Here is a 13982-nt window from a genome sequence, read left to right on the forward strand (position 1 = left end):
CACAGTTCCTGAAAAAACACGAGTACTCATAGAGTACGGCAAGCTAACCTTAGTTCAACCTGCCGTACGTTACTGCATTATTCTGGTTTGAAACGCATCGGTGCGTTCTTAAACACTTCATATACTGCCTGCGAAGGCGGCTTCGGAATGCGTGCCTGCTTCGCTGCGGTAATCGCCGCCTGACACAGCGCCGGATCGCCGCCTTCAGCTTTCACGTCAATCAGCAAACCATCCGGTGCCAGTTTAATCCGCAGATCGCAGCTTTTACCGCGATACAGATCGGCATCGTAGAAGCGGCTCTGAATCGCACTGGTGATCTGACCCAGATACGCATTGACCTCAGCACCTGAGGCACCCGCCTTCTTCTGATTGCCCTGACCTGCCGCCGCACCACCACCGGACGCCGCACCGCTTTTTGGCGCATTCTTACCGGAAGAGAGACCGCCTAACAGATCATCCACATCGCTCTCGTTCTTCGCCGCTTCGGCAGCCGCTTTCTTCTTCGCATCGGCGGCAGCTTTAGCTTTGGCCGCCGCATCCGCTTTGGCTTTGGCTGCTGCCTCAGCTTTCGCTTTGGCTTCGGCGGCCGCTTTCTCTTTCGCGGCTTCCGCAGCTTTCTCTTTGGCTTCCTGTGCAGCTTTGGCTTTTGCATCTGCCGCGGCCTGAGCTTTGGCTTCTGCCTCCGCTTTGGCTTTCGCTTCAGCTGCCGCTTTCGCCTGCTGCGCGGCTTTCTCTTTCGCTGCTTCGGCTGCGGCGGCTTTGGCCTGCTCTTCCGCTTTCTTCTTCGCGTCGGCAGCGGCCTGCTTCGCCTGCTCTTCCGCTTTGGCTTTCGCGTCCGCTGCGGCCTTCGCCTGAGCATCGGCCTGCGCTTTGGCATCGGCTTTGGCTTTCGCTGCGGCCGCTTCTGCAGCTTTCTGCTGCTCCTGCGCCTGCTTCGCTGCTGCTTCAGCCGCCTTCTGCTGCTCTGCCTGCTGCTTCGCCTGCTCTTTGGCTTCCTGCTGCGCCTGCAGACGCTCTTTTTCCAGCTCTTTCAGCCGCTGCTGTTCAGCGGCCTGCTTCTGCTGCAACTCTTCCGCCTGCTGCTGTGCCTGCTTCTGGCGCTGCTGCTCGGCGCGCTGACTGTCACTCTGCTGATTCTGCTGACGGTTATACTGCTCAACCACCGCGCCAGGATCGACCATCACCGCGTCGATATCACTGCCGCCACCGCCGCCGCTGGCTTCGATATGTTCGTTAAACGAGCTCCAAATCAGCAGGGCGATCAGCACGATGTGCAGAATCACCGAAATGATTATCGCGCGTTTTAACTTCTCGTTCTGCTCGGTTGCCTTCGACACTCTCGGTTCCCAAAAACGGTTCGCGTTAAATCGGCTGCGTCATCAAACCGACGGATTTCACGCCAGCCTGATGCAACAGGTTCAGCGCCTTGATGATTTCGTCGTAAGGCACATCTTTCGCCCCACCAATCAGGAAGACCGTCTTCGGATTGGCTTCAATACGGCGCTGCGCTTCGCTCACCACCTGCTCCGGCGGCAGCTGCGTCATACGATCGTGATCCACCACCAGGCTGTACTGCCCTACCCCGGCCACTTCCACAATCACCGGCGGATTATCGTCGCTGGAAACGGTTTTCGAATCGGTTGCGTCCGGCAGGTCCACTTCCACGCTCTGCGTAATAATCGGCGCGGTTGCCATAAAAATGAGCAGCAACACCAGCAGCACGTCCAGCAGCGGAACAATGTTGATTTCCGACTTAAGGTCGCGACGCCCGCGACCACGGGTTCTGGCCATCGTTAACCTCGACTTACTTGCTGTTGTCGGTAGAGAAAGCCTGACGATGCAGGATGGCCGTGAACTCTTCCATAAAGTTGTCGTAGCCCTGCTCCAGCTTGTTCACGCGCTGGTTCAGACGGTTATACGCCATAACGGCAGGAATGGCCGCGAACAGACCGATTGCGGTGGCGATCAGCGCTTCGGCGATACCGGGCGCAACCATTTGCAGCGTGGCCTGTTTCACCGCACCCAGTGCGATAAAGGCATGCATGATCCCCCACACCGTACCAAACAGACCGATATACGGGCTGATGGAACCGACGGTGCCAAGGAATGGGATATGATTTTCCAGCGCTTCCAGTTCACGGTTCATCGAGATGCGCATGGCGCGACCGGCCCCTTCGACCACCGCTTCCGGCGCATGGCTGTTGGCGCGGTGCAGGCGGGCAAACTCTTTGAAGCCAGAGTAGAAAATCTGTTCGGACCCGCTCAGCTCGTCACGGCGCGCCTGGCTCTCCTGATAGAGACGCGACAGCTCGATACCGGACCAGAACTTGTCCTCGAACGCCTCGGCCTCACGCCCCGCCGCGTTAAGAATGCGGGTGCGCTGAATGATGATTGCCCAGGAGGCAATAGAAAAGCCGATCAAAATCAACATGATAAGTTTGACCAGAAGGCTTGCCTTCAGGAACAAATCAAGAACGTTCATGTCAGTCACTGCTTGAACTCCGCGACAATAGACTTGGGAAGCGCAATCGGCTTCATTAGATGTGGGTTGATGCAGGCAATCAGGACGTCTGCTTCATTGAGCACTTTGCCTTCAGCATTCACGATACGCTGCGAGAACGTCATGGTTGCGCGCGTCATTGCTGTCACTTCGCTCTGGATCTCCAGAAGGTCGTCGAGACGTGCCGCGGCAATAAAGTCCACCGTCATGCGCCGTACCACAAAAGCCACCTGCTCTTCCAACAGGGCCTGTTGATTGAAATGGTGCTGGCGCAACATCTCGGTACGTGCTCGTTCATAAAAAGCAAGATAGCTGGCGTGGTAAACCACACCACCGGCGTCAGTGTCTTCGTAATAGACCCGAACCGGCCAGCGAAACAGCGTTGTACTCACTCTACATCCCGGTCTCATTTTAAACGTTGCTACTATACGCAAGTGAGATCGGCTTGGGAATGGTCCGCCAGAGCCAGGAGAAAATAATTATCAGACGTTAACAACTGGAAGGATTTTTGGGAGATTTCCTGACCAACCGCTGACAAAAACTCACGTCAGCAGCGGTAAAACAGCCCTTGCGGGCTGAGAAAGAACTTAATGGTAGAACCAGTAAATTCCCAGCGCCAGCACGATCAACGCCGGCAGCGGGGCAAACAGCGCCTTCCAGCGGGCACGCTGTGGCCGGAAACCGGTGCCGTGGATCACGCCGCTGCACACCGCCCAGATTAACAATAATCCGTGCCAGATAGCGAGCTCACTGGTGCGTGCGGCAAAGCGCGCCGGCTGCCAGATGACGCATCCGGCCAGCCACAGCGCCAGAATCAGTGAAAGGGCCCGCAGCGGGCCCTTATCCATCAGACGATACAGCGTCTGTATCAGGCTGCGCATCAGAGCTTGTCGTCCTGCGCGCCGCCCTCTTCCACATGCTCGATCGCCAGTGCCGTGACTACGCCAAACGCACAGGCCAGCAAGGTGCCAAGAATCCAGGCAAAATACCACATGCTCAATCTCCTCAATCAGTACAGGGAGTGCGTATTGCGCTCAATGTGTTCTTTGGTGATGCGGCCATACATCTTGTAGTAACACCAGCTGGTGTAAGCCAGAATAATCGGCACAAAGATGATGGCGGCCACGGTCATGATCTGCAGCGTCAGCATGCTGGAGGTCGCGTCCCACATGGTCAGGCTGGTGCCTGGCACGGTGCTGGATGGCATGATGAACGGGAACAGCGCAATGCCCGCCGTCATAATGACGCACGCCAGCGTCAGCGAAGAGAAGATAAACGCCCATGCGCCCTTCTCCATGCGCGAACACAGGATCGTCAGCAGCGGCAGCAGCGCGCCGAGCAGCGGGAACAGCCACAGCACCGGCATCTGTTCAAAATTGACCAGCCAGGCGCCGGCTTCACGCACCACGTCTTTACCCAGCGGGTTAGACGCCGCGTGATGATCGATTGCGCTTTTCAGCACATAGCCATCAATGCCGTATTTCACCCACACGCCGGCCAGTACAAAGCCCACCAGCATCACCAGCGCGCTGATTTGCGCCGCGGTGCGGGAACGCAGGTGCAGTTCGCCGCTGGTGCGCATCTGCAGGTAAGTCGCACCCTGGGCCAGAATCATCGCGACGCTGATCACCCCAGCCAGCAGGCCAAACGGATTAAGCAGCTGGAAGAAATTACCGGTGTAGAACAGGCGCAGGTACTCATCAGCATGGAACGGCACACCCTGCAGCAGGTTACCGAACGCCACGCCAATCACCAGCGGCGGCACAAAGCTACCAATGAAGATGCCCCAGTCCCAGGCACCGCGCCAGCGCATATCTTCAATCTTCGACCGGTAATCAAAGCCGACCGGACGGAAGAACAGCGAGGCCAGCACCAGAATCATCGCCACGTAAAAACCGGAGAACGCGGCGGCATAGACCATTGGCCAGGCGGCGAACAGCGCCCCGCCGGCAGTGATCAGCCAGACCTGGTTACCGTCCCAGTGCGGCGCGATGCTGTTAATCATGATGCGACGCTCGGTATCGGTGCGACCGAGGATGCGGGTCAGCATTCCCACGCCCATATCGAAGCCGTCGGTGACGGCAAAACCGATCAGCAGAATGCCAATCAGCAGCCACCAGACAAAACGCAACACTTCATAGTCAAACATGGTCGCTCTCCTTATCCGCGCGCCGGTTGAGTCACAGCCTGCACTGTTTCATGGTGATAGCGGCCGGTTTTCAGGCTACTTGGACCAAGGCGGGCAAATTTGAACATCAGATACATCTCCGCCACCAGGAACACGGTATACAGGCCGCAGATCAGGATCATCGAGAACAGCAGATCGCCGACGGTCAGCGACGAGTTAGCCACTGCGGTTGGCAGCACCTCACCGATCGCCCACGGCTGACGGCCATATTCAGCGACAAACCAGCCAGCTTCGACGGCAATCCACGGCAGTGGAATACCGTACAGCGCCGCTTTCAGCAGCCAGCGATTCTTACCGATGCGGTTACGAATCACGCTCCAGAACGACAGCGCAATGATGCCCAGCAGCAGCACGCCACACAGCACCATGATGCGGAAGGCAAAATAGAGCGGTGCCACGCGCGGAATGGAATCCTGCGTTGCCTGCTGGATTTGCGCTTCCGTGGCGTTCGCCACGTCCGGGGTATAACGCTTGAGCAGCAGACCGTAGCCGAGATCCTGTTTATGCGTCTCAAACTCACTGCGCACCGCCGGATCTTTACTGCCGGCACGCAGCTCGTTCAGCAGCGCATAGGCTTTCATACCGTTACGGATGCGCACTTCATGCTGCGCCAGCAGATCTTTCAGGCCGGTGACCGGCGTATCGACGGAACGCGTAGCAATCAAACCGAGCAGATACGGGATCTGGATGGCGTACTTGTTCTCCTGCGTCGCCTGATCCGGCACGCCAAACAGCGTAAAGGCCGCCGGCGCCGGCTGGGTTTCCCATTCGGCTTCGATGGCGGCCAGCTTGGTTTTCTGCACGTCGCCCATTTCATAGCCGGATTCGTCACCCAGCACGATGACCGACAGCACGGCAGCCATACCGAAGCTGGCAGCGATCGCAAAGGAGCGTTTGGCAAACGCGATGTCGCGCCCTTTCAGCAGATACCAGGCGCTGATGCCCAGAATGAACATCGCTCCGGTGGTGTAGCCCGCGGCCACGGTATGCACAAATTTCACCTGCGCCACCGGGTTCAGCACCAGCTCGGAGAAGCTCACCATCTCCATACGCATGGTTTCGAAATTGAATTCGGAGGCGATCGGGTTCTGCATCCAGCCGTTCGCCACCAGGATCCACAGCGCGGACATGTTCGAGCCGAGTGCCACCAGCCAGGTCACCGCCAGGTGCTGCACTTTACCGAGGCGATCCCAGCCGAAGAAGAACAGGCCGACAAAGGTGGATTCAAGGAAGAACGCCATCAGGCCTTCGATGGCCAGCGGCGCACCGAAGATATCGCCGACGTAGTGGGAGTAATAAGACCAGTTGGTACCGAACTGAAATTCCATGGTCAGACCGGTGGCCACGCCCAGCGCAAAGTTGATACCAAACAACTTGCCCCAGAATTTGGTCATATCTTTATAAATCTGTTTTCCCGACAGGACATAGACCGTTTCCATGATCGCCAGCAAAAACGCCATACCGAGCGTTAAGGGCACGAACAGGAAATGGTACATCGCCGTCAGGGCAAACTGTAAACGCGACAGCTCGACAATATCTAACATGATGACTCCTTGCTCCTCGCATGAACTCATCCTGCGAATAACAACCACAAACAGCGGGCAGTGCGATGCAGAATAAGGTCAGGAACGACTGATTATTGATTCCAGTTTTGTTACCGACAGCACAATGCGTACTGCGGCCCGAAGTGAGCGAGTAACAGTGGTGAAAATTCCCCGAAAAACCGATCGCTTCAGCCTGTTTCGAGCAGGAGTAAGATGAGGAGGCGACAGAATTGATATGACAACGCCTGGCACAAACTCCTGAAAAATGATGAAAAAGACTGAATTGATGCAGCGCAATTTATACCGGTTGGGTTGCTTTTAGCCAGCGGTAAAGTTTGCTATATATCGCCTTTTATTGATCTGGATTAAGACAATAATTTTCCAGATATGTAGTGTTAGAGTTGTTGTTAATTAGTTGTCATAAATCGATAGCGCAATTAAGAAAACAATTACCTTTCCCGTAATTATTTAACCTCTTTGCCAGCCAGACGCCTGGACGCTGACGGGAAAAAGCACGCCTCTTTGCCCTTCTTTACTCAACGACAAAGTAAGCATAGCCGCAGAAAATGTTGCCGTTACGTTTTTACTGCAAATGTGTGAGGACGGCTAATGGCCGTGCATGACAGCCATAAAAAAAGCCACCCGCAGGTGGCTTTGTTCTTTCAGCAGCAAAATCTTATTTCGCTGGCAGTACCGCTTTCACCGCGTCGCCGATATCGGCCAGGCTGCGAACGGTTTTCACACCGGCCGCTTCCAGCGCAGCAAATTTCTCATCGGCGGTGCCTTTACCACCGGCAATGATGGCGCCGGCGTGGCCCATACGCTTGCCCTTCGGCGCCGTTACGCCGGCGATGTAGCCGACGACAGGCTTGGTCACGTGCTCTTTGATGAACGCCGCGGCCTCTTCTTCAGCGCTGCCGCCGATCTCACCGATCATCACGATCGCTTCGGTCTGCGGATCGTCCTGGAACATTTTCAGGATGTCGATGAAGTTGGAGCCTGGGATCGGGTCACCGCCGATGCCCACACAGGTGGACTGGCCGTAGCCGATGTCGGTGGTCTGCTTAACCGCTTCATAGGTCAGCGTACCGGAACGCGACACGATACCCACGCGGCCTGGCTGGTGAATGTGGCCCGGCATGATGCCGATCTTACATTCGCCTGGGGTGATCACGCCCGGGCAGTTAGGGCCGATCATGCGCACGCCCGCTTCGTCCAGCTTCACTTTCACGGTCAGCATATCCAGCGTCGGGATACCTTCGGTGATGGTGATGATCAGTTTGATACCCGCGTCGATCGCTTCCAGGATACCGTCTTTGCAGAACGGTGCCGGCACGTAGATTACGGTAGCAGTGGCGCCCGTGGCTTCTACTGCTTCGCGCACGGTGTTGAACACCGGCAGACCGAGATGGGTGGTGCCGCCTTTACCTGGCGTCACACCGCCAACCAGCTGCGTACCATAGGCCAGCGCCTGCTCAGAGTGGAACGTTCCCTGGCCACCGGTGAAACCCTGGCAAATGACTTTGGTGTTTTTGTCGATCAGAATGGACATTATTTACCCTCCGCAGCAGCGACAACACGCTGTGCTGCGTCTGTCAGGCTGGTTGCTGCAATGATGTTAAGACCGCTGTCCGCCAGTTTCTTCGCGCCCAGCTCGGCGTTGTTACCTTCCAGACGTACCACGACCGGTACGTTGACACCCACCTCAGCCACAGCACCGATGATGCCGTCTGCGATCAGGTCGCAGCGCACGATGCCGCCGAAGATGTTAACGAATACCGCTTTCACAGCATCGTCAGACAGGATGATTTTGAAGGCTTCGGTAACGCGCTCTTTGGTTGCGCCGCCGCCAACATCAAGGAAGTTTGCAGGCTGACCACCGTGGTGTTTCACGATGTCCATGGTGCCCATCGCCAGACCGGCGCCGTTGACCATACAGCCAATGTTGCCTTCCAGCGCGACGTAGTTCAGTTCCCACTGCGTCGCGTGGGCTTCACGTGGGTCTTCCTGGCTTGGGTCGCGCATTTCACGCAGCTCTGGCTGACGGAACAGGGCATTGCCATCGGCACCCAGTTTGCCATCCAGACAGATCAGGTCGCCCTGTTTGGTGATCACCAGCGGGTTGATCTCAACCATCGCCAGGTCGCGCTCCAGGAACATGGTCGCCAGACCCATGAAGATTTTGGTGAACTGGCTGACTTGCTTACCGGTCAGGCCCAGTTTGAATGCCAGCTCGCGGCCCTGGTATGGCTGCGGGCCGGTCAGCGGATCCAGCGCCATTTTGTGGATCAGGTGCGGCGTTTCTTCCGCTACTTTCTCGATTTCCACGCCGCCTTCGGTTGACGCCATGAAGATCACGCGACGGGTAGCACGGTCAACCACCGCACCCAGATACAGCTCCTGATCGATATCGGTCGCCGCTTCAACCAGGATCTGGTTTACCGGCTGGCCATTGGCGTCAGTCTGGTAGGTCACCAGACGTTTGCCCAGCCAGTTTTCAGCGAAAGCACGAATGTCTTCTTTACTGTTAACCACCTTCACACCGCCCGCTTTACCGCGGCCACCGGCATGAACCTGACATTTCACCACCCACGGACCTGCGCCAATTTTCGAGGCGGCTTCTTCGGCTTCACGTGGCGTGGTGCAGGCGTAGCCAGTCGGTGCTGGCATACCATACCGTGCAAACAGCTGCTTCGCCTGGTATTCGTGTAAGTTCATGATGTTCTATCCATTCAGATCTAAACAGGGTTAATTTGGGCGCGCCTCGTGCCAGCGCGCCCGGCGAAAATCAGACATCCAGCAGCAGACGCGCCGGATCTTCCAGCAGCTCTTTCACCGCGACCAGATAGCCGACAGATTCACGACCATCGATCAGACGGTGATCGTAGGAGAGCGCCAGATACATCATTGGCAGCACCACCACCTGACCATTCACCGCCATTGGGCGATCTTTGATGGCGTGCATCCCCAGAATCGCGCTCTGCGGCGGGTTGATGATCGGCGTAGACATCAGCGAACCGAACACACCACCGTTGGTGATGGTGAAGTTACCGCCGGTCAGTTCTTCCACCGTCAGCTTGCCGTCACGGCCTTTCACCGCCAGCTCTTTAATTTTCTTCTCGATGTCGGCCATGCTCAGCGCATCAACATCTTTCAGCACTGGCGTCACCAGACCACGCGGCGTCGAGACCGCGATGCTGACATCGAAATAGTTGTGGTACACCACATCATCGCCGTCGATCGACGCGTTGACTTCCGGGAAGCGTTTCAGCGCTTCGACCACCGCTTTGATGTAGAAGGACATAAAGCCCAGACGCACGCCGTGACGCTTCTCGAAGGCATCGCCGTACTGCTTGCGCAGATCCATGATCGGCTTCATGTTGACTTCGTTGAAGGTGGTCAGCATTGCGGTGCTGTTTTTCGCTTCCAGCAGACGCTCGGCCACGCGCTTGCGCAGACGGGTCATTGGCACGCGCTTCTCGCTGCGGTTGGCAACGGCCTGCGGAGCCGCATCGGCTGCCGGTGCCGCTTTCGCGCCGTCGGCTTTCTTCGCCAGATGTTTTTCCACATCTTCGCGCGTCAGACGGCCGCCAACACCGGTGCCTTTAATCTGGCTGGCGTCGAGGTTGTTTTCCGCAATCAGGCGGCGCACGGCCGGGCTGAGCGCGTCATTGCTCTCTTCTTCCAGAGATGCAGTCTGACGCTGTGCAGGCGTAGACTCCTTGCTTTCCACTTTCGCCGTGGTCTCTTTCCCGCCGCTGTTGCCTTCCTTCAGGCGGCCCAGAATCTGGCGCGATGTTACGGTGGCGCCTTCGTCTTCCAGCACCGCTTCCAGCACACCGTCAGCGGCGGCAGGCACTTCCAGTACCACTTTGTCAGTTTCGATCTCGACCAGCACTTCGTCGCGGGTCACAGAGTCGCCGGGTTTTTTATGCCAGGTGGCTACCGTGGCGTCCGCTACGGATTCAGGCAAATCGGGAACGAGAATTTCTACGCTACTCATTTTCTTTCCTTTTAATTAACCAAGGTTCAGCGCGTCATTGACCAGGTCTTGCTGCTGTTGTTGATGTACGGACATATAGCCCACGGCCGGTGAAGCAGAAGCCGGACGGCCTGCGTAACGCAGTGACGCACCAAATGGAACCACTTCGCGGAAATGATGCTGACTGCAATACCATGCGCCCTGGTTCAGTGGCTCTTCCTGACACCAGACGAAATCCTGAACATGGGCGTAATTCTTCAGCGCTTCCTGCACCGCTTTGTGCGGGAACGGATAGAGCTGTTCGATACGCACGATGGCGACATCGGTCTGCTCGTTCTTATGACGCTGCTCCAGCAGATCGTAATAAACTTTACCGGAGCACAGCACTACGCGTTTCACCTGCTGCGGATCGAGGTCGTCGATCTCACCAATCGCCGGCTGGAAGCTGCCGTTGGCCAGCTCATCAAGGCTGGACACCGCCAGCGGATGACGCAGCAGCGACTTCGGCGACATCACGATCAGCGGACGGCGCATACCGCGCAGCGCCTGACGACGCAGCATGTGGTACACCTGCGCTGGCGTTGATGGCACGCAGACCTGCATGTTCTGCTCAGCACACAGCTGCAGATAGCGCTCAAGGCGCGCGGAGGAGTGCTCCGGCCCCTGCCCTTCGTAGCCGTGCGGCAGCAGCATCACCAGACCACACATGCGGCCCCATTTCTGCTCGCCGGAGCTGATGAACTGATCGATCACCACCTGAGCGCCGTTGGCGAAGTCACCGAACTGCGCTTCCCAGATGGTCAGCACGCGCGGCTCGGCGGTGGCGTAACCGTATTCGAACGCCAGTACCGCTTCTTCCGATAGCACCGAATCCCACACCTTGAACTGACCCTGACCGTTATGGATGTGGTGCAGCGGAGTGTAAGTTGAACCGTTCTGCTGGTTGTGAATCACCGCGTGACGGTGGAAGAAGGTGCCGCGGCCGGAGTCTTCACCCGACAGGCGCACCGGAATGCCTTCGTCCACCAGCGTGGCGTAAGCCAGGTTTTCCGCGCCGCCCCAGTCGAACAGCTTGTTGCCTTCCGCCATCTCTTTGCGGTCGTTGTAAATCTTGGCAACGCGCGACTGCACTTCCACCGCTTCCGGAATGCTGCTGATGCGGCGCGCCAGCTCCTGCAGACGTTTCATGTCCACGGTTTCCGGGTAGCTCTCATCCCACTCGTGGTTGAGGTACGGAGACCAGGTGAACGAGTGCAGGCTCATCGGACGCCATTCCGGCACCACGCACTCGCCTTCATCCAGCGCATCGCGGTACAGGTTTACCAGCTCGGTGGCATCTTCCTGCGTGGCCACGCCTTCGCTTTCCAGCTGATCGGCGTAGATTTTGCGCGGCGTCGGATGCTTTTTGATTTTCTGATACATCAGCGGCTGGGTTGCGCTTGGCTCGTCGGCTTCGTTATGGCCGTGACGGCGGTAGCACACCAGGTCGATGAACACATCGCGTTTGAAGGTGTTGCGATAATCCAGCGCCAGACGGGTAACAAACGCCACCGCCTCCGGATCGTCCGCGTTGACGTGGAAGATCGGTGCCAGCACCATTTTGCCGATGTCGGTGCAGTAAGGGGTAGAACGCGCATCTTTCGGATTCGAGGTGGTGAAGCCCACCTGGTTGTTAATCACGATGCGTACGGTGCCGCCCACTTCGTAACCGCGAGCCTGCGACATGTTCAGGGTTTCCTGCACCACGCCCTGGCCAATAACCGCGGCGTCACCGTGAATGGTGATCGGCAGGACTTTGTTGCTGCCCGGCTCTGCCAGACGATCCAGACGCGCGCGCACCGAGCCCATGACTACCGGGCTTACAATTTCCAGATGCGACGGGTTGAACGCCAGCGCCAGGTGCACCAGGCCGCCTTCGGTTTCCACGTCTGACGAGAAGCCCATGTGGTACTTCACGTCACCGGTACCGAGGTGCTCTTTGTGCTTGCCGGAGAACTCGTCGAACAAATCCTGCGGTTTTTTACCCAGCACATTGATCAGCACGTTGAGACGACCGCGGTGCGCCATGCCCAGCACCACTTCACGCGTGCCGCTCTTGCCGGCGTGGCGAATCATTTCGCGCAGCATGGGTACCAGCGCATCACCGCCTTCCAGCGAGAAGCGTTTGGCACCCGGGAATTTCGCGCCGAGGTATTTTTCCAGGCCCTCTGCCGCCGTCAGCTCTTTCAGGAAACCTTTTTTCTCGTCCGCGCTGAATGACGCATGGCCTACTACCGATTCCAGACGCTGCTGAATCCAGCGCTTCTCTTCGGTGTTGTTGATATGCATGTACTCTGCACCAATCGAACCACAGTAGGTCTGCTGCAGTGCGGCATAAAGATCGGCCAGCTTCATGGTCTCTTTGCCAATGGCGAAAGAGCCTACGTTAAAGCTTTCCTGAAAATCGGCGTCGGTCAGATCGTGGAAGGCCGGATCGAGATCCGCCACGCGCTCCTGCTTCCACAGGCCGAGCGGATCGAGGTTAGCGTGCTGATGGCCGCGGAAGCGGAACGCATTAATCAGCTGCAGCACTTTAACCTGTTTGGAATTAGCGGCCGGATCGGTGACTGTGGAGGTGTAGCGGGTGGCGTCTTTCGCCAGGCGGCGGAAGTATTCACGCGTCGTGGAGTGAAACTGCTCAGGTTTCACGCCGGTGCCCGGCAGCTGCTGGAACATCGAGCGCCACACTTCATCAACAGAGTCAGGATCGGTCAGGAAATCCTCATAGAGTTGCTCTATGTAGGACTGGTTCGCGCCGGCCAGCCAGGAGGAGTCCAGCCAGGGTTTCATCGCGCTGTTCTGCATTGTGATCCCTTAAGCATTAATCTGCTTTTTTGAGGTTTCATTTGTTGCCGCTTACGCGGCTTGCCGTAGTGAGTTCAGCGATACGAACCTGTGCGCAACCGGCGCCTGGCCCGTAAGGGAACCTTTATAAGCGTGGTCAGTACCGCGCTTATAGAGGCTTCCGTAAACGATCGGGAACCTGAGTTCCCGACCGTGACTTCCGTTTATTACGCCCCGCGCTGCAGCAGCATCGACTTAATGTGGCCGATGGCGCGCGTTGGGTTTAAGCCTTTCGGGCACACGCTCACACAGTTCATGATGCTGTGACAGCGGAAAACACTGAAAGCATCATTCAGATTGTCGAGGCGCGCATCGGTTTCGGTGTCGCGGCTGTCAATCAGGAAGCGGTACGCCGCCAGCAGGCCGGCCGGACCGATGAACTTGTCCGGATTCCACCAGAACGACGGGCACGACGTGGAGCAGCAGGCACAGAGAATACACTCGTACAGGCCGTCCAGGTGCTCACGCTGCGCAGGCGTTTGCAGATGCTCGCGCGCTGGCGGATTTTCCCCATTATTCAACAGGAAAGGCTTAATCTTCTCATACTGAGCATAGAATTGTCCCATGTCCACCACGAGGTCGCGGATTACCGGCAGACCGGGCAGCGGACGGATAACAATCTTCTTGCTGCCATTGCCCAGTGCGGAGACCGGCGTGATACACGCCAGGCCATTTTTACCGTTCATGTTGAGGCCATCGGAGCCGCACACGCCTTCACGGCAGGAGCGACGGAAGGCCAGCGTAGGATCCTTTTCTTTCAGACGGATCAGCGCGTCCAGCAGCATCATGTCGCGACCATCTTCCGCTTCGAGGGTGTAATCCTGCATGCGCGGTTTGTCATCGACTTCCGGGTTGTAACGATAGATAGAAAATTCGAGTCTCATG

13 protein-coding genes are annotated in these 13982 nt (G+C 57.3%); all 13 read right to left on the reverse strand.

All coding sequences use genetic code 11. The features are described from left to right. Window positions 1-77: 77 nt before the first annotated feature. A complete protein-coding gene (gene tolA, locus C1N60_RS14035; protein ID WP_021508529.1) occupies window positions 78-1337 on the reverse strand; it encodes a cell envelope integrity protein TolA in 1260 nt (419 codons plus the stop codon). 25 nt (window positions 1338-1362) lie between these two features. After that, complete coding sequence (gene tolR, locus C1N60_RS14040; RefSeq protein ID WP_021508530.1) at window positions 1363-1791, reverse strand: colicin uptake protein TolR; 429 nt, start codon at window positions 1789-1791, stop codon at window positions 1363-1365. A gap of 13 nt (window positions 1792-1804) precedes the next feature. Further along, window positions 1805-2491, reverse strand: a complete 687-nt coding sequence (tolQ, locus tag C1N60_RS14045; RefSeq protein ID WP_010616001.1) for a Tol-Pal system protein TolQ — start codon at window positions 2489-2491, stop codon at window positions 1805-1807. After that, window positions 2488-2910 (reverse strand): tol-pal system-associated acyl-CoA thioesterase, encoded by a 423-nt coding sequence (ybgC, locus tag C1N60_RS14050; RefSeq protein WP_168714917.1) that lies wholly within the window; start codon window positions 2908-2910, stop codon window positions 2488-2490. The genes tolQ and ybgC overlap by 4 nt, the downstream gene beginning before the upstream one ends. 177 nt (window positions 2911-3087) lie before the next feature. Next, window positions 3088-3381, reverse strand: a complete 294-nt coding sequence (ybgE, locus tag C1N60_RS14055) for a cyd operon protein YbgE (RefSeq protein WP_394521001.1) — start codon at window positions 3379-3381, stop codon at window positions 3088-3090. Next, on the reverse strand, window positions 3381-3494 hold the full coding sequence (cydX, locus tag C1N60_RS14060; RefSeq protein ID WP_010615998.1) for a cytochrome bd-I oxidase subunit CydX: 114 nt from the start codon (window positions 3492-3494) through the stop codon (window positions 3381-3383). Before cydX ends, ybgE begins: the two co-directional genes overlap by 1 nt. Before the next feature lie 15 nt (window positions 3495-3509). Next, a complete protein-coding gene (cydB, locus tag C1N60_RS14065) occupies window positions 3510-4649 on the reverse strand; it encodes a cytochrome d ubiquinol oxidase subunit II (RefSeq protein ID WP_394521002.1) in 1140 nt (379 codons plus the stop codon). Between the two features lie 11 nt (window positions 4650-4660). Beyond that, on the reverse strand, window positions 4661-6232 hold the full coding sequence (gene cydA / locus C1N60_RS14070; RefSeq protein ID WP_058757874.1) for a cytochrome ubiquinol oxidase subunit I: 1572 nt from the start codon (window positions 6230-6232) through the stop codon (window positions 4661-4663). Between the two features lie 676 nt (window positions 6233-6908). After that, window positions 6909-7784, reverse strand: coding sequence for a succinate--CoA ligase subunit alpha (sucD, locus tag C1N60_RS14075; protein WP_021508535.1), 876 nt, complete (start codon window positions 7782-7784; stop codon window positions 6909-6911). After that, window positions 7784-8950, reverse strand: a complete 1167-nt coding sequence (gene sucC / locus C1N60_RS14080) for an ADP-forming succinate--CoA ligase subunit beta (protein WP_006118458.1) — start codon at window positions 8948-8950, stop codon at window positions 7784-7786. The genes sucD and sucC overlap by 1 nt, the downstream gene beginning before the upstream one ends. Before the next feature lie 70 nt (window positions 8951-9020). Further along, a complete protein-coding gene (gene odhB / locus C1N60_RS14085; RefSeq protein WP_021508536.1) occupies window positions 9021-10235 on the reverse strand; it encodes a 2-oxoglutarate dehydrogenase complex dihydrolipoyllysine-residue succinyltransferase in 1215 nt (404 codons plus the stop codon). Between the two features lie 15 nt (window positions 10236-10250). After that, window positions 10251-13058 carry a 2-oxoglutarate dehydrogenase E1 component gene (gene sucA, locus C1N60_RS14090; protein ID WP_394521003.1) on the reverse strand — a complete coding sequence of 936 codons (2808 nt, stop codon included), beginning with the start codon at window positions 13056-13058 and terminating at the stop codon, window positions 10251-10253. A gap of 206 nt (window positions 13059-13264) precedes the next feature. Continuing rightward, window positions 13265-13981: a succinate dehydrogenase iron-sulfur subunit gene (locus tag C1N60_RS14095; protein ID WP_021508538.1), complete on the reverse strand. Its 717-nt coding sequence runs from the start codon at window positions 13979-13981 to the stop codon at window positions 13265-13267. Between the last annotated feature and the right edge of the window lies 1 nt (window position 13982).

This window comes from Pantoea sp. SGAir0184, assembly GCF_043544755.1.

Coding starts and splice junctions, on each gene's coding strand:
- tolR (WP_021508530.1), bottom strand. CDS start 1,791: ATGGCCAGAACCCGTGGTCGCGGGCGTCGCGACCTTAAGTCGGAAATC.
- ybgC (WP_168714917.1), bottom strand. CDS start 2,910: ATGAGACCGGGATGTAGAGTGAGTACAACGCTGTTTCGCTGGCCGGTT.
- ybgE (WP_394521001.1), bottom strand. CDS start 3,381: ATGCGCAGCCTGATACAGACGCTGTATCGTCTGATGGATAAGGGCCCG.
- cydX (WP_010615998.1), bottom strand. CDS start 3,494: ATGTGGTATTTTGCCTGGATTCTTGGCACCTTGCTGGCCTGTGCGTTT.
- cydB (WP_394521002.1), bottom strand. CDS start 4,649: ATGTTTGACTATGAAGTGTTGCGTTTTGTCTGGTGGCTGCTGATTGGC.
- cydA (WP_058757874.1), bottom strand. CDS start 6,232: ATGTTAGATATTGTCGAGCTGTCGCGTTTACAGTTTGCCCTGACGGCG.
- sucD (WP_021508535.1), bottom strand. CDS start 7,784: ATGTCCATTCTGATCGACAAAAACACCAAAGTCATTTGCCAGGGTTTC.
- sucC (WP_006118458.1), bottom strand. CDS start 8,950: ATGAACTTACACGAATACCAGGCGAAGCAGCTGTTTGCACGGTATGGT.
- odhB (WP_021508536.1), bottom strand. CDS start 10,235: ATGAGTAGCGTAGAAATTCTCGTTCCCGATTTGCCTGAATCCGTAGCG.
- sucA (WP_394521003.1), bottom strand. CDS start 13,058: ATGCAGAACAGCGCGATGAAACCCTGGCTGGACTCCTCCTGGCTGGCC.
- C1N60_RS14095 (WP_021508538.1), bottom strand. CDS start 13,981: ATGAGACTCGAATTTTCTATCTATCGTTACAACCCGGAAGTCGATGAC.